Consider the following 19,487-nt stretch of genomic DNA (forward strand, 5'->3'; position numbering starts at 1 on the left):
TCGGCGCACGGCAGCGACAAAAGGGATGTTTGGTTCGTCAGTTGATGAAGTAAAGCACCTGGTGCCGGTGTCGGCCCCAATGACCCCTATGCGCCCCCTCGGGCGCCGTCAGCGCTGCCGCTCGGGGCTTCGGTCGCGGTGCGCGAAGGCCGCGCGCAGCTCCGGCTCGCCGACCGCGCGTACGCCGCGTACGGCGACCGAGGTGAGGTACGTACGGTCGTCGCCGGTGGCGTCGGGGTGCCGGGCGAGGGTGCCGAGCAGCCGCTGTCCGGCCGGGGAGGCCCAGCGCGTGTACGGGTGGACCTCGATGCGGGCGATGGCGAGACAGCTCACGGTGAGGATGAGCGGCAGCGAGAACCACACGGCGATCGGCACGTCGTTCTCGCTCGCCCGGGACTGGGAGGGCATCAGCACGGCGACGGCGCCGAGCGCGAGGACGGCCGCGGCGGCGGCCTGGACCTGGCGGATGGCGCTCGCGACGGTGGTGCGGGCGCCGTCGGGCACGGCGAGGCCCGCGGCGACGAGACGGTCGGCGAGGCGGCGTACGGAGTCCGCGGCGGCCGTGCTCGCCCGTACGGGCGCTATCCGGGACTGCCCCTGCGGACCTATCGCCCCTATCACCGAGCGCTCCATCTCGTCGCGACCGCGCGGGTCCACGACGGTCGCCCAGCCCGTGTGCGCGAGCAGCAGCCGCCGCTGACGGGCCATCGACACCAGGGTCAGATCGGCGACCCGGGCGGGGCCGCCGGACAGGAACGCCGCCTCGTACAGCGTGAGGTGGTGTCCGCGCGCCGCGTCGGCGTCGACCGCCGCCGCGCGCACGGCGGCCAGGCACAGCCGAGTGCAGGAGATACCGGCCGCGGCCCAGGCCAGGAGCAGGAGAAGGACCCAGAACATGGCGTGTTTCTACGCGAGGAGTCCAGGTCGGCGCCACGGTATGCCCGCGATATGGACGGAGCGTTGTGGCTCTGTGACGTTTCGGTGCCCGCCGACGCGCTCCCCAAGGGGCGGCGCGCGGCTAGCCCTTGGGGCGGGACGCGGCCGGGGGCAGTGGATAGGTTCCGGCCGGGGTGACGGGGACGGGGCTGTCCGGGGACTCGGTGGGACCCGGCGGGGCCGGGGATGCCGTCAGCGGGGGCGGGCTCGCGGTCGCGGCGTCCTGGGCGAGGGCGTCGAAGTCCACGTACCCGGTGGCTTCGAGGACCTTGATGTGGTCGAGCACCGTGGTGTTCGCGTCGTCGGCGAGGTCCCGTACGAGGGAGTTGCGGGTGTTCGCGCGGACTTGAGCGACGACGGAGAAGACCTTGCCGTGCGCCCTGCGCAGGATGTTCGCGAACTTCTGGTCGTAGTCCGTGCCGTGCGCGGCGTCGAGCGTGGCCAGCCAGCCGCGCTGCTGGGCGTTGGGCTGGTTCGGGAGTTCGAGTCCGAGCCGCGCGGCGACGTTCCGGACGCGCGCGTCGAGGAACGTGTGGCCCTCGACGAGGTGCGCGCCCGCCGTCTTCACGGCCTGGGTGGTGCCGCGCTCCTCGGCCTGCTGGCCGGCGGGCAGCTCCCACAGCCCGGCGAGCCGGACCTTGGTGACGAACTCCCGGTCCAGTGCGGACAGCGGACCGAACTGCGTCGACACGGACTGGGCGTTCAGGGTGTCCAGGCCGGTCCCGGCGCGGTCCGCGTACGACCAGATCGGAAAGATCAGGGCGGCGACGGTCGCGCTGAGGGCCGCGATGATGAGTCCTGTCCCACTGACCAATCCGGTGCGGTTGATGGATCGCATGGTGCCTCCTGTTGCGGCACCGCACGCTAGTGCGCTACGGGTGCGGGTTGGCATATTACTTCGGGCACTACGCCAACTGCCGTACGAGGAGAAAGGGTTGCCGGGTGGGAGGAAGGCGCCGAATGAGGTAGTTCGACCGGAGTCCATACCATCAGGAAACCCAGGAAACCAGACACGGAATCCGGCCGGGAGGGGCCCGGTGTTAACCCCGGCACACTCTGCCGGGGCGAGGCACTACGGCGCGCGTAGCAGTGCGCGTCGGGTCCTGCGGCGCGGGCGGGGTCAGCGGCGCAGCAGTACCCGGCGGGTCGCGCGGGCCAGCCGGGCCGCGGGCCGCTGCGACGGCGGGGTCGGGCCGGACCGCTCCAGCCACCATGCACGCAGCCGCCGCCGCGTCTCCGCGTCCTCGGGGTGCCCCGCGAGCAGCATGTACTCGGCGAAGTCCAACGCGTCGCGCCGGTACCCACCGCTCATCGGATGCCCTTGCGCGTACGCGAGGAACGCCGGCCGGTACGCGTCTTCGAGGATCTCCGGCAGCTCCGCCGCCACCTTCGCGACGACGTCCGCCCGCTTGGCCGCGAGTGCCCGCGCCTGCACACCCAGCCGCCCCCGGTCGAACCCCTCGGGCACGGGGGTACCCGCGACGAGCGCGGACAACAGCGCGGCCTGCCCGAGCGCAAGCCGCTGCCGCGTACCCACGGCCACGTCGGCCGCGCGGCTCCCGGCTGCCCCGGAGGCGCCGCTCGCAGGAGCGGCGGCCTCACCCGAGTGCGGGCCTGCCGGGGTTTCGGACGGCGTCACGACCCGTGCCCGTGCCTTCGTCAGGGTGACTCTGATCGCCCCGAGCTCCCTCTCCAGTTCGCCCGGGTCCGGGAAGTTCTCGTCGCGTTCCAGGAGGACCCCCGGTGGGGTCACGCGGGAGGCGAGGTCGGCCAGGATGTCGAGGACCTGACGGGGGACGGGGTGGGCGTGGCTGTCGTGCCAGACGCCGTCCCGCTCGAAGCCGCCGGCGACGTGGACGTAGGCGATGGCCTCGACGGGGAGTTCGTCGAGGGCCTTCGAAGGATCCTCGGCCCGGTTGACGTGGTTCGTATGGAGGTTGGCCACGTCGATGAGGAGGCGTACGCCGGTGCGCTCCACCAGGTCGTACAGGAACTGCCCCTCGGTCATCTCCTCCCCGGGCCAGGAGATCAGCGCGGCGATGTTCTCGACCGCGAGCGGGACGGGAAGGGCCTCCTGCGCGATACGGACGTTCTCGCACAGCACGTCGAGGGCGTCCCGGGTGCGGGGGACCGGCAGCAGGTGTCCGACCTCCAGCGAGGGCGACGCGGTGAGCGCGCCCCCGGCCCGTACGAACGCGATGTGCTCCGTGACGAGCGGCGAGCCCAGCGCCTCGGCCCGCTCCGCGAGGGCGGCGAGGCGGGACTCCTCGGGCCGGTCCGCGCCGCCGAGGCCGAGCGAGACCCCGTGCGGCACCACCGTGACGCCCCGCTCGCGCAGCCGCAGCAGCGACTCGGGAAGATGCCCGGGGCACAGGTTCTCCGCCACGGCCTCGACCCAGTCGATGCCGGGCATGCGCTCCACGGCCTCGGCGATCTCCGGCCGCCACCCGATTCCCGTCCCCAACCACCTCGGCTGTGTCATGTCGCCTCCTCCGTCACCGCTCGAACCCCGGCTGCTGCAACCCCGGCCGCTGTCTCCTCACGACGGAGCCGTGTTCCGGCGTGACGGAGTCATGGCCCCGGGAAGCGGGGCCGAACCCATCACGCCGGACGTTCAGAGCAACATTTGAGGTTCCGCCGGCACCCCGAGGCGCCGGCGGCCGCACCGGCTACCGCAGCACGTTGTCCGGATCCGAGGGCTCCGGCCGGGAGGTGTTGACCTGCCCCGGCGGCGCGGGCGACGGACTCGACGTGGCGACGACGCCGTCGGCCGGCTGCACCGGCGGCGCGGAGGGCGCCGTGATGCCCGCGACCGGCGCCGGGGGACCGGTCGGGCTCGCGGTCGACAGGGCCGCCGTGTCGTTGGCGATCGCGTCGAAGTCGACGCTCCCGGTCTTCTCCAGGATGGTGATGTGGTCCAGCACGGTCTGGTTGGCGTCGGAGGCCAGCTGCCGGACCAGCGTGTTGCGGGTGGAGTTACGGACCGCGCCGATCGCCGGGAAGATCTTGCCGTGCGCGGCCCGCAGCAGGTTCACGAACTTCCGTTCGTATTCCGCGCCCGTCGCCGCGGTCATCTCCTGCAGCCAGCCCTGCTGCTGCGCGTTGGGCTGGTTCGGCAGCTCGACATTGAGCTGGGCCGCGATGACCCGTACCCGCTTGTCGAGGTCGGTGTGGCCGACGATCAGGTGGTCGCCCACCTCCTTGATCGCCTTGTTGGGGGCCCGCTCGAGCGCCTGCTGTCCCGCCGGCAGTTCCCAGAGTCCGGCCAGCCGCACGCGCACGATCAGGTCGCGGTCGGAGGCGGACAGGGGCCCCCACTGTGTGTTCACCGTCCCCGCCGCCAGATTCGCCTGCCCCGTGCCGGCGCGGTCGGCGTACGACCACACAGGGAACACGAGCGCGCCGACAGTGGCGGCGAGCGCCGCGATGACGAAGGCGGAACCATTGATACGCCGCAAAATGAGCCTCCCGGGGGAAACCAACTGGTCGTTGGAAACCTGTACTTGGCCAGCGACGTGAGATACGTGCGGGACGCCGGGAATGTTCAAGCACGACTAAAGCGAACCTTCGGTTCAGGTCAAATCGGCTGTGAATCCGCGCCATCACCCGACAGCGGCCACTTCTCCGGTGTACGTCCGAGCAGCCGCAGTGCCTCGTCCAGCGGATCCGCGCCCATGGGCACGTCGACCGGCGGCGCGAACGCGAACCCCGGCCCGCGACCGGCCGGATCCGTCGGTACGAGGCGGGCGACGGCCAGGGCCGCCCCGCGGACGTGGTCCGGCAGTTCGAGTCCGACGCCGAGCGTGGCGGCGACGTCCCACGCGTGCACCACGTAGTCGACGAAGTGGAAGCCGAGGGCCATCCCGCCGGGGAACGCGCCCCCCGCCCTGATCTCCGGCAGTACGAACTCCCCCTCCGTCACGCCCGGTTCGGCGAACGCGGCCAGCACCGCCGTCGCCGCTCCCCGGTAGGTCCGCTCCGGGTCGCTCATGTCCTGCGGCTCCCGCCAGTGCGCCGTCTCGTGCCCCGCTCCCCGGGCGGCGGCCGCGAACCCGTGGTGCTGTGCGGCCATGTGCGCCACCAGCCGCCGCAGCGTCCACCCCGCACACGGTGTGTCCCGCTCCCAGTCCGTGCCCCGCGCCAGCCCGACGAGCCGCAGCGACTCGTACACGGCGATCCGGTCGAGCTCGACGATGTCCACTCCGGTCGATGTCATACGGCCGAGCATAAAACTGAGCGAACGATCGTGCTACTTGTTTTCGGCCGTGATGGTTCCCTCGTCAAGGCTCGGCGGGTCGGGAGGGCTCGGCGGCTCAGGAGGGCTCTGGCGCGAGGGACGGGTCGGTCGCCGCGGCGCGCAGCCGGGAAAGGATGGCGACGCGGGCCCTGCGATAGACGTCCGTCTCGTCGCGCAGCACCGACACCGCGTTCGCCGTCTCCATCAACGCGATGAGCTCGAAGGCGAGTTGCGCGGCATCCGTGTCGGAGCGCAGCTCACCCAGGTCGCGGGCCTCGGTGATGGTGTGCTCCACATGGGCCGCCCAGTCCCGCTGGGCCTGCGCGACGGCGTCGTGCACGGGCCCCGACCGGGCGTCGAACTCGGCGATGACCTCGTAGAAGAAGCAGCCGCCCGGGAAGACCCGGCCCTGGGAGTAGTCCAGCCAGAGTTCGCACAGCCGCCAGATCCGGGCGACACCGGCGGGGGTCTCGGACGCGGGCCGGATCACCTGCTCGACGTAGATGCGCGCCGCTTCCCGCACGGTGGCCAGCTGCAGTTCCTGCTTGGAGCCGAAGAGCGAGAAGACCCCGCTCTTGCTGAGCTGGAGCTCGGTGGCGAGACGGCCCACGGACAGTGCTTCCAGTCCTTCGACCGAGGCGATGTCGACCGTGCGGCGGAGCACCAACTGCCGCGTGCGGTTGCCGCGTTCGACCCTGCCGTCCAGCCGGGTCCCGGCCATCGCGCCTCCTCGGGTCCGTAGGTCACTCAGGGTCGGTCGGGATCGGTCAGGAGCGCAGCGCCGGATGGTCGGCCACCACGGTGCACGACCCCGGCGCGATCTCCGTGAACCCGGCGTCGCGCACCAACGGCAGCCCGGAGGTGGTGAGTCCACTCCAGCGGGCCGGGTCGGCGGTGCGGACGGCGAGGGGGAAGCCGGCGTCGCGCCAGGCCGCCCGCTCCTCGTCCGACAGTTCCCACCAGGCCAGCTGCGCGCCGTGCCCGGCCTGCGCCATCGTCTTGCCGGCCGACATGTCGAGATCGGGGTTGAGCCACAGCATGGGCGCCGTCGGGTCCGCGTCCACCGGCGGCTCCGGGTCGTCGAGGTCGGTGCCGGAGACCTGGAGCTTGACCAGGTCCTTCGGCCAGCCGTCCAGGGGGACCGGCGGGAAGACGCGCACCTCGGCGGACTTCCCGGTCACCGTGATGCCTGGCAGAGCCTCGGCCCGCCGCCACTCGGCGCCACGCGCCCGTCGTACGACCTTGCGGATCCGGGCGTCCTGCCAGTCCCGCACAGCCTGCGCCCACTCGCCGTCCCCGAGGGCCCGCTCATCGCTGAGGATCGTCAGCACGGCGCGGGCCGCGGTCTCCAGCGCGTCCGTGCGTGCCGGGGGAGCGGCCTTCTCGATGCGCACGACCAGCGGCAGCACGAACTGCGGGGCCTCGTCGCGCGCGGTGCGCTCGGATCGGAAGGGGCTGTCCTCGGCCGAGCCGGGTACGTCGGGTCGGCCGGGTGCGTCGGCTACGGTCGGGTCGCTGCTCACGCCCTCCAGTGTGCCAGGCGGAAGATCGGTTCTTCGGCGGGCGGTCACACCACCGCCACCGTCACCCGGAACAGGCGGTCCGCTGTGCCTCCTGCCACTCGCAGACGGGGCACAGCGTGATCCCCTTGTACGACTCCGGGTACTCGGTCGGCTTCCGGCACAGCACGCACTCGGCGAACGGCGGCCCGGCGTCGGTCGGGTCCGGTGCCGGGGTGGGGGCCGCCGGGGTGGCGCAGTAGTCCTCGCTCATGGTCCCAGCGTAGGCCGGGACCGGAGCACGCCTACGTGGTGCCGTGCCGCTCGCCCTGCGTCGCCGAGCCGATCATCTCGGAGACCTTCACGAAGCGGAAACCCTTCTTCCGCAGCTCGGGGACGATCGTCCGCAGGGCCTGTTCGGTCACCGGAGCCGCGCTGCGCGTGCAGTGCATGACGACGACGGATCCGGGCTTCACACCCTCCAGCACCTGCCGGGCCACGGCGTCGGCGTCGGTCGCGAAGGCGTCCCCGCTGACGACGTCCCACTGCACGGCGGTCACGCCTACGGCGCTCAGCGTGCGCAGGGCCTGCTGGTCGTAGCACCCGCCGGGGAACCGGAAGTAGGGCATCGCGTGCGGCACGCCCGCCTTCTTGAAGGCGGTGTAGGCCTCCTCCACCTCGGCCCGCATCCGCTCCTGGGGCACGATGGGCAGGCCGTAGCAGTTGTCGGTGAAGGCGTAGTGACTGTACGAGTGGTTGGCGACCTCGAACAGCGGGTCCTGCCCGATGTCTTTGGCCTCCTTGGGGTACTCGTCGGCCCATCGTCCGGTCATGAACAGGGTCGCCGGTACCTTGAACGCGCGCAGCGTGGCGATCAGTTCGGGGTTGTCGAAGTGCTCCCCGGCCGCGGCGCGTGTCCCCTCGTTGGCGGTCATGTCCGCGTCGAAGGTCAGCGAGACGATCTTGTCCTTCGTGCGCGGACCGTTGGTGAAGACGGGGGTGATACCGCTGGAGCCGGGGGCGAGTGTGGGGGGTCGCGGGGGCTGGGCGTTCGCGCTGCCCGAGGCCGACGCGGGGTGCCCTGGGCGGGCGGCGTGCGGGGTTCCTGGGGTCCCGCAGGCGGCGAGCGCGACCCCGAGTGCGCCGAGGGCGCAGGTCGCGACGAATCGTCGTACTGGAATGATCACCCGATGAAGATATGTGGGTAATACCGACTATTCCCCCATTTTTCGCACGAGCCCGGCGACGGGGGCACGGAAGTCACCCGGCTGGACCCGGCGGAACGCACGCCGCCTCTCACGTCGTCTCGTACGTCGGTCTCATCCGTCGGTCTCGTACGACGGTCTCGTATGTCGGTCTCGTACGTCGGTTCCCTTTTCCCGTGTCCGCGTGCAGGATCGAACCCCGCCGCCTGGGCGGGTCCGTGCAGGTCAGCTGTCCTCCAGTAGCCGCTGCCTGGCCTGCGCCACGTCGAAGTCGGCCTTCGGGTACTGCGGGTCCAGTGCCTCGAGGTGTTCCAGGAGCAGGGTGCTGATCGCCCAGTTCCGGTACCACTTGCGGTCGGCGGGGACGAGGAACCAGGGGGCCTCCGGTGTGGAGCAGCGCTCCAGGGCGATCTCGTACGCCTTCTGGTACGCGGGCCACAGCTCACGGTCGTCGATGTCGTCGGGGCTGAACTTCCAGTGCTTGTCGGGGTTGTCGAGCCGGCGGAGGAGCCGGCGGTGCTGCTGGTCGTAGGAGATGTGGAGGAAGCACTTCACCACGGTGACGCCGTCGTCGGCGAGGGACTTCTCGAAGCGGTTGATCTCGCCGTATCGGTGGGCGATCTCCTTGCGGGGAGCCAGTTCGCGGACGCGGGCGATCAGCACGTCCTCGTAGTGCGAGCGGTCGAAGATGCCGATCTCGCCGGGTTCGGGCAGGGCCCGTCTGATCCGCCAGAGGAAGGAGTGCCCGCGCTCCTCGGCGGTCGGCGCCTTGAAGCCCCGGATGCGGCAGCCCGCGGGGTTGAAATGCCCGATGACGTGCTTGACCGTGCCGCCCTTGCCGCTGGTGTCCATGCCCTGAAGGACCAGCAGGACCCGGCGGCGGTCACCCGCCGTGCTCGCGGCCCACAGGCGTTCTTGCAGGTCGGCGAGGCGATCGGCCATCTGGGGGATGGCGGCCAGCCCGGCGGCCTTGTCGCGGGGACCGGCGGGCGTGGCCCTGGCGCCGTACGAGGAGAGGTCGACGTCCTTGCCGCTGGGAACACGCAGCAGTCGGCGCAGCGGGGCCGGGGTTCCGCTCGTGCCCTGTTCGCCGTCCTTCGTGCCCCTGCCGTCCTTCGTACCCTTGCCGTCCTTCTTGGCCACCGCGTACCCCTTCCGGCCGTGTCCCTCGATGGTGCGACGGGAGCCGGGTACCCGCGAGTCGTGCTCAGGCCTCTTCGAGGGTGACCAGGACGGCCGGTCGCGGACGGCTGTCGGGGTCGATGTTCACGATGAGGCGCAGCCCGTACGGGGTCGTCACGGTCGCCGCGAGCCGCCCGCTCGTGGTCTGCCAGTCCGAGAAGCCGTCCTCCAGGACCCCGCAGGTCGCGCCGAGCGCCTCCGGACCGCCCCAGGTGTCGAAGTCGGTCGGTTTCGGCAGACGGTTGGCGACCAGCCACCTTTGGATGTCGACGGACGTGGTGCGGAACTCCATCCTCAGGACCGTCCTGCCGGTCGTGCCCCTCGGGGTCCCGGCCCGCGGGCGGAGACGGGCGGTGTCGTAGCGCAGGTCCGTCGCGTGCTCGGGCAGTGCCAGCGCGGCCGCGTCGGCCTGCTCCGCCAGCGGCACGGTGCTGTCGGAGCAGGCCCGCGCGTCCGTCCGCGGGAACACCGGGCGGAGTTCCGCGTACAGCGCCCCGCCCCCGGCCAGCGCGAAGACCGCTCCCAGCACGGCCACCGACCGCCACCGCTGTCTCAACCACCCCTGGCGCACCGGAAGTTTGTCCACGGCGCGGAAATCTAGCCGATCAGCTCGGTGCTGCGGGCGCGGACGAGACGGGTGATGCGGTCCAGCGCCTCGGTGGCGGGCCCCGGGTCGAGGCGGCGGCCGTCGCGCAGGCGCAGGGCGATCTCGTCGGCCGCGGTCTCCCGGGGGCCGATCACCGCCTGGTACGGGACCAGACGGGCGGCGCGGATCCGGGCGCCCAGGGTGCCCTGGTCAGGGGTGATGAGCCGGGCTCGGAGGCCCCGGTCCAGGCAGCGGCGTACGAGATCGGCCGCCTGTTCGACCTCGGCCCGCGCGTCGGAGACGGGCAGGGCCACCAGCTGGGTCGGGGCGAGCCAGGGCGGGAAGGCGCCGCCGTGCGCCTCGATGAGGTGGGCGACGGCCCGCTCCAGGCTGCCGATGACACTGCGGTGGACCATGACCGGCCGGTGCTTCGCCCCATCGGCGCCGATGTAGTGCAGGTCGAAGCGTTCGGGCTGGTGGAAGTCGACCTGGACGGTGGAGAGGGTGGACTCCCGGCCCGCCGGATCGGCGATCTGGACGTCGATCTTGGGGCCGTAGAACGCGGCCTCGCCCTCGACCGCCTCGTACGCCACCCCGGAGCGGTCGAGGACCTCGCGCAACAGTGCCGCCGAGCGCCGCCACAGCTCGGGGTCGGCGACGTACTTGCCGCCGGGGCCCGGCAGGGAGAGCCGGTGGCGGGCCGCGCGGATGCCCATCGCCTCGTATGCCCGGTGGATCAACTGCAGTGCCGCCGAGGCCTCTTCGGCGACCTGCTCCAGGGTGCAGAAGAGGTGCGCGTCGTTGAGCTGGATGGCGCGTACGCGGGTGAGGCCGCCGAGGACACCGGACGGCTCGGAACGGTACATCCCGCCCAACTCGGCCATGCGGAGCGGGAGTTCGCGGTAACTGTGGGAGCGGGAGCGGTAGATGAGCGCGTGGTGGGGACACAGGCTCGGGCGCAGCACCACCTGCTCGCCGCCGAGTTCCATCGGCGGGAACATGTCCTCGCTGTAGTGCGACCAGTGCCCGGAGATCTCGTACAGCTCCCGCTTGCCCAGCACCGGTGAGTACACGTGCTGGTAGCCCGCGCGCCGCTCGGCGTCGCGGACGTACTCCTCCAGGGCGTGGCGCACGGCCGCGCCGTCGGGCAGCCAGTAGGGCAGGCCCGCGCCCATCAGGGGATCGGTGTCGAACAGGTCCAGTTCACGGCCGAGTCGGCGGTGGTCGGGGAGGGTGGTCATGGTGGTCTCCTCGCTTCTCGAGGGGCGAGTGACCACACGGCGAAGCCCCGGGGCACTCGCCCCGGGGCTTCGGACTCGTCAGCAGTCAGCGCGCCGGGACACTCTCCGGCGTCGTCGTCTTCACGGCGGCACGCTTCATGGGAGGCACGCTAGCAGGGAGTCGGCGGGCGGTCGCGGCAATTGTCGGGGGTGATCATTCGGGGCCGGGGAGAGGGCTTGCGTCGGGGTTGTCGAGCGGGAACTCGTCGTCCTCCGGCTCCTCGCGCCTGAACTTGTCGCCCTTGGGTTCATCGAGCACGAACTCGTCGTCCTTGTGCTCGTCGGGCCGCGGACGCGTCGGTATCTGCTCCACCGTCGGCGCCCCCGGCTGGACCTGCGCCCGTTCCAGGAACCGCAGCAGTTCCACCGGGAAGGGGAGCACGAGGGTGGAGTTCTTCTCGGCGGCGACCGCCACCACGGTCTGCAGCAGCCGCAGTTGGAGCGCGGCGGGCTGTTCGGACATCACCCCGGCGGCCTCCGCCAGCTTCTTCGAGGCCTGGAGCTCGGCGTCCGCGTTGATGATGCGGGCGCGCCGTTCCCGGTCGGCCTCGGCCTGCCGGGCCATCGACCGTTTCATCGTCTCCGGCAGCGACACGTCCTTGATCTCGACCCGGTCGATCTGCACACCCCAGCCCATGGCCGGACTGTCGATCATCAGCTCCAGGCCCTGGTTGAGCTTCTCCCGGTTGGAGAGCAGATCGTCCAGGTCGCTCTTGCCGATGATCGAGCGCAGCGAGGTCTGCGCCATCTGCGAGACGGCGAAGCGGTAGTCCTCGACCTGGATGACGGCGTCGGCCGCGTCGACCACCTTGAAGTAGATGACCGCGTCGACCCGGACCGTGACGTTGTCCCGCGTGATGCCGTCCTGCGCGGGGACGGGCATCGTCACGATCTGCATGTTGACCTTACGCAGCCGGTCCACACCGGGGATGATCATGGTGAACCCGGGCGGCCTGATGCCACCCCGGAGCCGCCCGAGCCGGAGCACCACGCCCCGCTCGTACTGCTTGACGACCCGGGCCGCCGCGACGACGTACACCACCCCCGCCGTACCGACCACCGCGGCCGTGGCCAAGAGCTCTTCGAGCATGACGACCCCCTTTCGAGCCGCCGCATACCACCACTGATCCCACGATATGCCCAACGACGGGCTCGCGGTCGAGGTTCCCCCCGACCGCGAGCCCGGGGGTCAGCCGGTGGTCACCTTCACCGGTTCCGTCCCCGCCGCACTGTGCCGCGCCGACCAGTTCTCCAGCGCGGTCCGGCAGGCGTGATCGAGGTGGTGCAGGCCGGAGAGGTCCAGCTCGACCGGGCGGTCCTGGGGCAGTGCCTCAAGGCTGTCGAGGATCTTCGGCAGCCTCAGGAAGGTCGCGTTGCCCGACAGATACGCCTGGACGGGACCCGCACCCTTGTCTATGACCTCCAGGCGGACGTGCGAGGCCTCCCACGCCGTCTTGGCGATCGCCAGGGCGAGCCCGATGAGCACCCCCTCGAACATGCTGACGGCGACGATCGACACCGCCGTGACGACGAGGATCAGCGCCTCGCCCCGGTGCTCGCGCCACAGCGAGACGACCTCGCGCAGCGGGACCAGCTTCCAGCCCGCGTGCACCAGGATGCCGGCGAGGGCGGGCAGCGGGATGACGCCGAGCGCGGCGGGCAGCAGCGCCGCGAACAGCAGCAGCCAGACGCCGTGCAGCACGCGGGACGCCTTCGTCCGCGCGCCCGCCTGGACGTTCGCAGCGCTGCGCACGATCACCGCGGTCATCGGCAGCGCGCCGAGCAGTCCGCAGAGCGTGTTGCCCGTGCCCTGCGCCATCAGTTCCCTGTCGTACTCGGTCCGGGGGCCGTTGTGCATCCGGTCCACGGCCGCCGCGCTGAACAGCGACTCGGCGGAGGCGATCAGCGTGAAGGCGAGCACCGTGCCGAGCACGCCCACGCTCGCGAGCTCTCCGAAGGCCTCCAGGCTCGGCAGCCGGATCGAGCCGACCAGCCCCCGCACCTCGACTTTGGCCACCGGCAGTCCGAACCCCGAGGCCACCAGTGTGGCCAGCACGACCGCGCCGAGCGCCCCCGGCACCGTACGCACCCGGCGCGGCAGCCGTTGCCACAGGACGAGCACGGCGATCGTGCCCGCCCCGAGTCCGACCGAGGTCAGCGCCTCGGTGCTGCGGGCCGCGTCGACGACGGCCTCCGGCAGTCCGGCGAGCTTGTCGAGTCCGGAGGCGGGGGCCTTGAGCCCGGCCATCGAGTAGAGCTGGCCCGCGATCAGCACGAGGCCGATCCCGGCGAGCATGCCCTCGACGACGGCCAGCGAGATGGCCCGGAAGTAGCGCCCCAGCTTCAGGGCGCCCATGAGGAGTTGGAGCACACCCGTGGCGAGCACGACGACTCCGAGGACGGCGAGGCCGTACTCGCGTACGGCCTCGAAGACCAGCACGGTCAGTCCGGCCGCCGGCCCCGACACCTGAAGGCTGCTGCCGCGCATCAGGCCGGTGACGAGACCACCCACGATGCCGGTGACCAGGCCGAGTTCCGCCGGGACACCGGAGGCCACGGCGACGCCCACGCACAGCGGCAGGGCGACCAGGAACACCACGATCGAGGCGGCGAAGTCCTGCCGCAGGTGGGGGAGTCTGTCCATGAGGCTCGAAGTGTTCATCGCGCGGCTCACAGGGCCTCGAAGGTGTCGGTGTGCGCACGGTGTTCGCGCACGGCTCCGGTGTGGACCTCGTAGTACCAGCCGTGCAGACGCAGCCGGCCCCTCGTCAGGGCCCTTTCCACACAGGGGTATCCGCGGAGCCTGAGCAGTTGCGCGAGGACGTGGTTCTGCACCGCGTCGGCGACGGTGGGGTCGTCGCCCGACGCGTCGGACGGGCGCTGCGCCTGCGCGAGCCAGTCGCGCACGGCGGGTACGGCCGTCAGGTCCTCGCCGCGCACCAGCGCGCCGACGGCGCCGCAGTGCGAATGGCCGCAGACCACGATCTCGGACACGCCGAGCACGTCCACCGCGTACTCGACGGTGGCCGCCTCGGAGGTCGGCCGGCCGGGGACGTAGGGCGGGACGATGTTGCCCGCGGTGCGCAGCTCGAAGAGCTCGCCCGGGCGGGCGCCGGTGATCAGGGCCGGAACGACCCGGGAGTCGGAGCAGGTGATGAACAGGACCTGCGGGGACTGGCCGTCGGCGAGCGAGGCGAACTCCTCGGGCCGCCGGCCGAAGGAGCGGGCATGGTCGATGAGGGGCTGCATGTCAGTTCCTCCTGGCGCGCCCTGAGGGCGCGTCGGCTTACAAGACGGAGCGTGGGGGGACACGCTCCGCTCAGCAGCGGAAGACCTGAAGTGCGGCGCGGGAGCGGGCGGTCGAGGATCTCGACGTGCGCGGGTGCGCCGCTGCGGGCGCGAGCGGCGCGTACGAGGCCGCGGGGTCACTCGCGAGCAGGGCGCGCGGGGGTGTGTCGGGGACGAGATCCTCGTCGCGGGTCCGCTGACGGGCGCCCAGAGGGGGTGCCACCTTGTGCGGATGCTCCGCTTCGGCGCAGGAGACGACTTCGCCCCTGTGCGCGGACGCGAACGCCTCGGTGGGGGCGAAGAGCTGGAGGCTGATCAGGACGGCGGCGAGTACCACGTACAGGGGTCGGGCCGTCGTGCCTCGTAACATGCGCCCCCTCCCGGCGTCTCGTCCTCCATGTCAATACATAGGTTAACGCGGCAAGTTGTTTGCAGGGTTAACTCGACGTTTCACAGTGAAGTGGGCCGAAAACGCTGTGGAGGGGCCGAAAAACTACGCCTCGACGAGCCCCTTGGCGTCGCGGGCCAGCGCGGTGAGCCGGGAGATCGCACGGAAGTACTTCTTGCGGTAGCCGCCGTTCAGCATCTCCTCGCTGAAGAGCTGGTCGAAGGGCATCCCGGAGGCGAGGACGGGCACCTCGCGGTCGTACAGCCGGTCGGCGAGCACCACGAGCCGTAGCGCCGTCGACTGGTCGGGCACCGGCTGGACGTCGGTGAGGCAGACGGCCTTCAGGTCGTCGGTCAGGGCGCCGTAGCGGCTGGGGTGCACGCGCGCGAGGTGGTCGAGCAGATGCGGGAAGTCGTCGAGGGAGGCCCCGGCCGTGGCGTACGCGGCCTTCGTGACCTGCTCGTCGGTGAACGGCGCCGGGGCCTCGGGCAGCCCGCGGTGGCGGTAGTCCTCGCCGTCGATGCGCAGCGGCCGGAAGTGCGCGGACAGCCCCTGGATCTCGCGCAGGAAGTCGGCGGCCGCGAACCGGCCCTCGCCGAGCTTGCCGGGCAGGGTGTTCGAGGTGGCCGCGAGCGCGACCCCCGCGTCGACCAGCTTGCCGAGCAGGGTGGAGACGAGGACGGTGTCGCCCGGGTCGTCGAGTTCGAACTCGTCGATGCACAGGAGGCGGTGCCCGGAGAGCGTCTGCACGGTCTTCTGGAAGCCGAGCGCGCCGACCAGGTTCGTCAGCTCCACGAAGGTGCCGAAGGCCTTGAGCGCGGGCTCGGCCGGGGTGGCGTGCCACAGGGAGGCGAGCAGATGGGTCTTGCCGACGCCGTAGCCGCCGTCCAGGTAGACGCCCCGGGGGCCGGCCGGGGTCTTCGGTGCCTTGGCCTTGCCGAAGCCGAAGAAGCCCCGCTTGCCGCCGCCGACCGCGTGCGCCCCGCCGAGACCGGCCGCGAAGCCGGCGAGGACCTGTACGGCCTCGGTCTGGCTCGGCTGGTTCGGGTCCGGAATGTACGTTTCGAAGCGCACGGAGTCGAAGCGCGGCGGCGGCACCATCTCGGCGACCAGCCGGTCCGCGGGGACGTGCGGCTCGCGGGCGCACAGGGACGTGGGGGCTGCTTCGGGTATCGGTTCGATCCCGGAAGCGGCGGTGGAGGACGACACGGTTCCCCACTCTAAGCGCCGTGCCACACTGCACGACATGCGACGCCTGTTCCCTGTGACCTACGAAACAGCAGCCCAGGCCACCGCCGGGGCCCCCGACGCCCCTCGTGCGGCTGTGGCGGATGTGACGGATGCGACGGACCGTGAGTGGGAACTGCTGGAGCTGGCGGAGGCGTACGCCTACCCCGAGCCCCGCTCCGCCGGTGTCCGGGAGCCCTGGCTGCGGGCCAACATGGTCTCCACGCTCGACGGCGCCGCCCAGCACGACGGGAAGTCCCAGGGCATCTCCAGCGCCGCCGACATGCGGATCTTCGGGGTGCTGCGGGCTCTCGCGGACGTCGTGGTCGTCGGCGCGGAAACGGTACGCCAGGAGGGTTACCGTCCGGCACGCGCGCGTGCGGAGTTCGCGGGGTCCCGGGAGGCGGCCGGACAGGGCCCGGCGCCCGTGATCGCCGTCGTCACCGCGAGCCTCGACCTGGACTTCTCGCTGCCCCTGTTCACCTCTCCCCTGGTGCCCACCCTCGTCCTGACGGGCGCCGCGGCGGCCCCCGACCGGGTGGCGGCGGCCGAGAAGGCGGGCGCCGAGGTGGTGATCGCAGGGGACGGGACGGGCGTGGACCCGGTACGGGCCGTACGTGCCCTCGCCGAGCGCGGCATGACCCGGCTGCTGACGGAGGGCGGCCCGCGGCTGTTGGGCCAGATGGTCGCGGCGGGTGTCCTCGACGAACTGTGCCTGACCCTTTCCCCGACGCTCACCGCGGGAGACGCGCAGCGGATCGCCGGGGGGCCCGCGATGGCGGTCCCCCAGCGGTTCGAACTGGCGTCCCTCCTGGAGGAGGCCGGATTCCTCTTCGCCCGATACCGTCGCCCCTGACCGGCGGGCCCTGGCGTCGGTCAGGGAAAGGTAGCGGAGTAGATCGTTCCGATTATCTTCCGCTGGGCACACTAAAAATCGCAGTCCCCGTGCGATCACGGGGCAGGATGGTTTCCGCAGGGGGCCAGGGAGGCCCACGGAGGAGAAGGGCGCCTGTCGTGTTCACAAGCGTATTGATGATCGAGAAGGCCCTGACGTCCGCCGACGTGGAGTTCGTCACCACCTTGCACGGTGACGAGGTGGTCGCCTTCCATGTGCTGCTCCAGCCGCGGGGCGACCAGGCGGACCGGCTGCTGCGGGCCATCGACGACGTCGCGCTCGGGGAGCTGGACGAGGCGGCCCACGAGCGTGAGACGCCGGAGGGCGCGGACGCGGCCGGTCAGGGGCAGCAGGCCCTCGACGTGTCGCTGGTGGCGCTGCGCTCGGCCGGCAGCGTGGCCGAGGGGCGGCTCATCGAGAACCACCCGCTCGACGCGCTCAAGGAGCTGGTCGACGAGATCGACGCGGACGAGGTCATCGTGCTGACCGACCCGCACTACGTGGAGGAGTTCTTCCACCGCGACTGGGCCTCGCGGGCCCGCCACAAGGTTGGTGTGCCGGTGCTGAAGCTGTTCTCGCACAGCAAGGTGTAGGGCTCCCGCCGGGCGTGGGCGTGGACGTCGTGGGGGCCGCCGGGATCGGTCGGATGCGGCCCGCACGTGGCTGGTCGCGCCCACGCGGCGCAGCCGCGCATGTCACGGCCTCGCGCCCCTGGGAGGTTGCGGGGGGCCGCACGGAATAGGCTGGGGCGGGCTCCTGTCTGCGGGAGCGCGCTCACCGTCGTACCGGATCTTGGGAGATACACGCATGGCACCCGGCCTTCCTACCGCCATGGACCGACCGCACTTCATCGGCATCGGCGGCGCCGGGATGTCGGGCATCGCCAAGATCCTGGCGCAGCGCGGGGCGAAGGTGGCGGGCAGCGACGCGAAGGAGTCCGCCACCGCCGAGGCCCTGCGGGCGCTGGGCGCGACCGTGCACATCGGCCACGCGGCGGACCACCTGGCCTCCGACGCCACCTGTGTGGTGGTGTCCTCGGCGATCCGCGCGGACAACCCGGAGCTGGCCCGCGCGGCCGAGCTCGGCATCCCGGTGGTCCACCGCTCGGACGCCCTCGCCCGGCTGATGGACGGCCTGCGTCCGATCGCGGTCGCGGGCACGCACGGCAAGACCACGACCACGTCGATGCTCGCCGTCTCCCTCTCCGCGCTGGGACTGAACCCCTCGTACGCGATCGGCGGCGACCTGGACGCCCCCGGCTCGAACGCCCTGCACGGCGACGGCGAGATCTTCGTCGCCGAGGCCGACGAATCGGACCGCAGTTTCCACAAGTACGCCCCCGAGGTCGCGATCGTCCTCAACGTCGAGCTCGACCACCACGCCAACTACGCCTCCATCGACGAGATCTACGAGTCCTTCGAGACCTTCGCGGCCAAGATCGTGCCGGGCGGCACGCTGGTGATCTCCGCGGACCACGAGGGCGCGCGGGAACTGACCCGGCGCCTGCCGGCGGACGTACGGGTGGTGACGTACGGCGACGCGCCGGACGCGGACGTACGGGTCCTGTCCGTGATCCCCCAGGGCCTGAAGAGCGAGGTGACGGTGCTCCTCGACGGCACGGAGCTGACCTTCGCCGTCTCCGTCCCCGGCCGCCACTACGCGCACAACGCGGTGGCCGCGCTGGCGGCGGGCGCGGCGCTGGGCATCCCGGCCGCGGAGCTGGCCCCCGCGATCGCCTCCTACACGGGTGTGAAGCGGCGTCTGCAGCTCAAGGGCGAGGAGGCGGGCGTCCAGGTCGTCGACTCGTACGCGCACCACCCGACCGAGATGACGGCCGACCTGGAGGCCATGCGCGCGGGTGCCGAGGGCCGCATCCTGGTGGTCTTCCAGCCCCACCTGTTCTCCCGCACCCAGGAGCTGGCCAAGGAGATGGGCGAGTCCCTGGCGCTGGCCGACGCCTCGATCGTGCTGGACATCTACCCGGCCCGCGAGGACCCGATCCCGGGCGTCACCAGCGAGCTGATCATCGAGGCGGCGCGGGCGGCGGGCGCGGACGTGACACCGGTCCACGACAAGGCGCAGGTGCCCTCGGTCGTCGCGGGAATGGCGAAGCCCGGTGATCTCGTTCTCACCATGGGCGCGGGAGACGTGACGGACCTCGGTCCCGAGATCCTGACCCGCCTGTCGAAGTAGCCGTGACGTTTGTGAGGGGTTGAGCTTCATGTCGTACGACATCGAAAAGCCGGACGAGCAGTGGCGCGCGGAGCTGACCCCGGCCGAGTACACCGTCCTGCGGAAGGCGGGCACCGAGCCCGCCTTCACGGGCGAGTACACCGACACCAAGGCCAAGGGTGTCTACTCCTGTCGGGCCTGCGGCGCCGAACTCTTCACCTCGAACGAGAAGTTCGAGTCCCACTGCGGCTGGCCGTCCTTCTTCGACCCGAAGGACTCCGACGCGGTCGAGCTGATCGCGGACCGCTCGCACGGGATGGTCCGCACGGAGGTGCGGTGCGCTCGCTGCGGATCGCACCTCGGCCATGTGTTCGAGGGTGAGGGTTATCCGACTCCGACCGACCAGCGGTACTGCATCAACAGCATCTCGCTGCGGTTGGCTCCGGACGAGGACTGAGGTCGCGTCAGACGCGGCCGTCGAGGCAGGGGAGCGCAAGGGGTGCGCATCGGGATGCGGGGATCCAGTCCTGTGACCCACGCGCTGTACCGCTTGCGCACCTCGCTCGGTCGGTGCTCCCTCGCACCTTTGAGC

At 71.5% G+C, this 19,487-nt stretch carries 21 protein-coding genes; 4 read left to right on the forward strand and 17 right to left on the reverse strand.

Going from position 1 to position 19,487, the window contains the following annotated elements; genetic code table 11:
• Positions 1–108: 108 nt before the first annotated feature.
• The 17 genes from AQJ27_RS30295 to zapE all read right to left on the reverse strand — a co-directional run bounded on the left by AQJ27_RS30295 (position 109) and on the right by zapE (position 15,849).
• Positions 109–897: a TIGR04222 domain-containing membrane protein gene (locus AQJ27_RS30295; protein WP_067375490.1), complete on the reverse strand. Its 789-nt coding sequence runs from the start codon at positions 895–897 to the stop codon at positions 109–111.
• Positions 898–1,018: 121 nt separating this feature from the next.
• Positions 1,019–1,774, reverse strand: a complete 756-nt coding sequence (locus AQJ27_RS30300; RefSeq protein WP_067375492.1) for a DUF4142 domain-containing protein — start codon at positions 1,772–1,774, stop codon at positions 1,019–1,021.
• Between the two features lie 282 nt (positions 1,775–2,056).
• Positions 2,057–3,418: an MbnB/TglH/ChrH family RiPP precursor modification enzyme gene (locus AQJ27_RS30305; protein WP_067375494.1), complete on the reverse strand. Its 1,362-nt coding sequence runs from the start codon at positions 3,416–3,418 to the stop codon at positions 2,057–2,059.
• Positions 3,419–3,605: 187 nt separating this feature from the next.
• Entirely contained in the window at positions 3,606–4,394 is a 789-nt protein-coding gene (locus AQJ27_RS30310) for a DUF4142 domain-containing protein (RefSeq protein ID WP_201264369.1), read from the reverse strand.
• Between the two features lie 119 nt (positions 4,395–4,513).
• Positions 4,514–5,152 carry a TIGR03086 family metal-binding protein gene (locus tag AQJ27_RS30315; RefSeq protein WP_067375555.1) on the reverse strand — a complete coding sequence of 213 codons (639 nt, stop codon included), beginning with the start codon at positions 5,150–5,152 and terminating at the stop codon, positions 4,514–4,516.
• A gap of 97 nt (positions 5,153–5,249) precedes the next feature.
• Complete coding sequence (locus AQJ27_RS30320; RefSeq protein WP_067375496.1) at positions 5,250–5,894, reverse strand: TetR/AcrR family transcriptional regulator; 645 nt, start codon at positions 5,892–5,894, stop codon at positions 5,250–5,252.
• Positions 5,895–5,940: 46 nt separating this feature from the next.
• Complete coding sequence (locus AQJ27_RS30325) at positions 5,941–6,696, reverse strand: peptidyl-tRNA hydrolase (RefSeq protein WP_067375498.1); 756 nt, start codon at positions 6,694–6,696, stop codon at positions 5,941–5,943.
• Positions 6,697–6,757: 61 nt separating this feature from the next.
• Positions 6,758–6,946: a hypothetical protein gene (locus AQJ27_RS30330; RefSeq protein WP_067375500.1), complete on the reverse strand. Its 189-nt coding sequence runs from the start codon at positions 6,944–6,946 to the stop codon at positions 6,758–6,760.
• 31 nt (positions 6,947–6,977) lie between these two features.
• The gene (locus AQJ27_RS30335) at positions 6,978–7,859 is read right to left on the reverse strand and encodes a polysaccharide deacetylase family protein (protein WP_096240096.1); all 882 of its coding nucleotides are present in this window, start codon (positions 7,857–7,859) and stop codon (positions 6,978–6,980) included.
• A 243-nt stretch (positions 7,860–8,102) separates the two neighbouring features.
• Entirely contained in the window at positions 8,103–9,020 is a 918-nt protein-coding gene (locus AQJ27_RS30340) for a PPK2 family polyphosphate kinase (RefSeq protein WP_067375502.1), read from the reverse strand.
• Between the two features lie 64 nt (positions 9,021–9,084).
• Entirely contained in the window at positions 9,085–9,645 is a 561-nt protein-coding gene (locus AQJ27_RS30345; RefSeq protein WP_159064421.1) for a hypothetical protein, read from the reverse strand.
• Between the two features lie 11 nt (positions 9,646–9,656).
• A complete protein-coding gene (thrS, locus tag AQJ27_RS30350) occupies positions 9,657–10,922 on the reverse strand; it encodes a threonine--tRNA ligase (RefSeq protein WP_305793829.1) in 1,266 nt (421 codons plus the stop codon).
• A gap of 157 nt (positions 10,923–11,079) precedes the next feature.
• Positions 11,080–12,015 carry a slipin family protein gene (locus AQJ27_RS30355; protein WP_079065364.1) on the reverse strand — a complete coding sequence of 312 codons (936 nt, stop codon included), beginning with the start codon at positions 12,013–12,015 and terminating at the stop codon, positions 11,080–11,082.
• A gap of 99 nt (positions 12,016–12,114) precedes the next feature.
• On the reverse strand, positions 12,115–13,587 hold the full coding sequence (locus AQJ27_RS30360; protein WP_067375509.1) for a SulP family inorganic anion transporter: 1,473 nt from the start codon (positions 13,585–13,587) through the stop codon (positions 12,115–12,117).
• A gap of 8 nt (positions 13,588–13,595) precedes the next feature.
• A complete protein-coding gene (locus AQJ27_RS30365) occupies positions 13,596–14,174 on the reverse strand; it encodes a carbonic anhydrase (protein WP_067375511.1) in 579 nt (192 codons plus the stop codon).
• Positions 14,175–14,244: 70 nt separating this feature from the next.
• On the reverse strand, positions 14,245–14,583 hold the full coding sequence (locus AQJ27_RS30370; protein WP_067375513.1) for a hypothetical protein: 339 nt from the start codon (positions 14,581–14,583) through the stop codon (positions 14,245–14,247).
• 123 nt (positions 14,584–14,706) lie between these two features.
• Positions 14,707–15,849, reverse strand: a complete 1,143-nt coding sequence (zapE, locus tag AQJ27_RS30375; protein WP_067375515.1) for a cell division protein ZapE — start codon at positions 15,847–15,849, stop codon at positions 14,707–14,709.
• Here zapE and AQJ27_RS30380 point away from each other — a divergent pair.
• From AQJ27_RS30380 to msrB, 4 genes are all read left to right on the forward strand, one after another.
• Positions 15,848–16,684, forward strand: coding sequence for a pyrimidine reductase family protein (locus tag AQJ27_RS30380; RefSeq protein WP_067375517.1), 837 nt, complete (start codon positions 15,848–15,850; stop codon positions 16,682–16,684). The genes zapE and AQJ27_RS30380 overlap by 2 nt on opposite strands.
• A 158-nt stretch (positions 16,685–16,842) precedes the next feature.
• Complete coding sequence (locus tag AQJ27_RS30385) at positions 16,843–17,316, forward strand: indole-3-glycerol phosphate synthase (protein ID WP_079065365.1); 474 nt, start codon at positions 16,843–16,845, stop codon at positions 17,314–17,316.
• 214 nt (positions 17,317–17,530) lie between these two features.
• The gene (gene murC / locus AQJ27_RS30390; RefSeq protein WP_060900764.1) at positions 17,531–18,916 is read left to right on the forward strand and encodes a UDP-N-acetylmuramate--L-alanine ligase; all 1,386 of its coding nucleotides are present in this window, start codon (positions 17,531–17,533) and stop codon (positions 18,914–18,916) included.
• 28 nt (positions 18,917–18,944) lie between these two features.
• A complete protein-coding gene (msrB, locus tag AQJ27_RS30395; RefSeq protein WP_067375521.1) occupies positions 18,945–19,352 on the forward strand; it encodes a peptide-methionine (R)-S-oxide reductase MsrB in 408 nt (135 codons plus the stop codon).
• The last annotated feature ends 135 nt before the right edge of the window (positions 19,353–19,487 follow it).

This window comes from Streptomyces olivochromogenes (genome assembly GCF_001514115.1).
Classification (GTDB): Bacteria; Actinomycetota; Actinomycetes; order Streptomycetales; family Streptomycetaceae; genus Streptomyces; species Streptomyces olivochromogenes.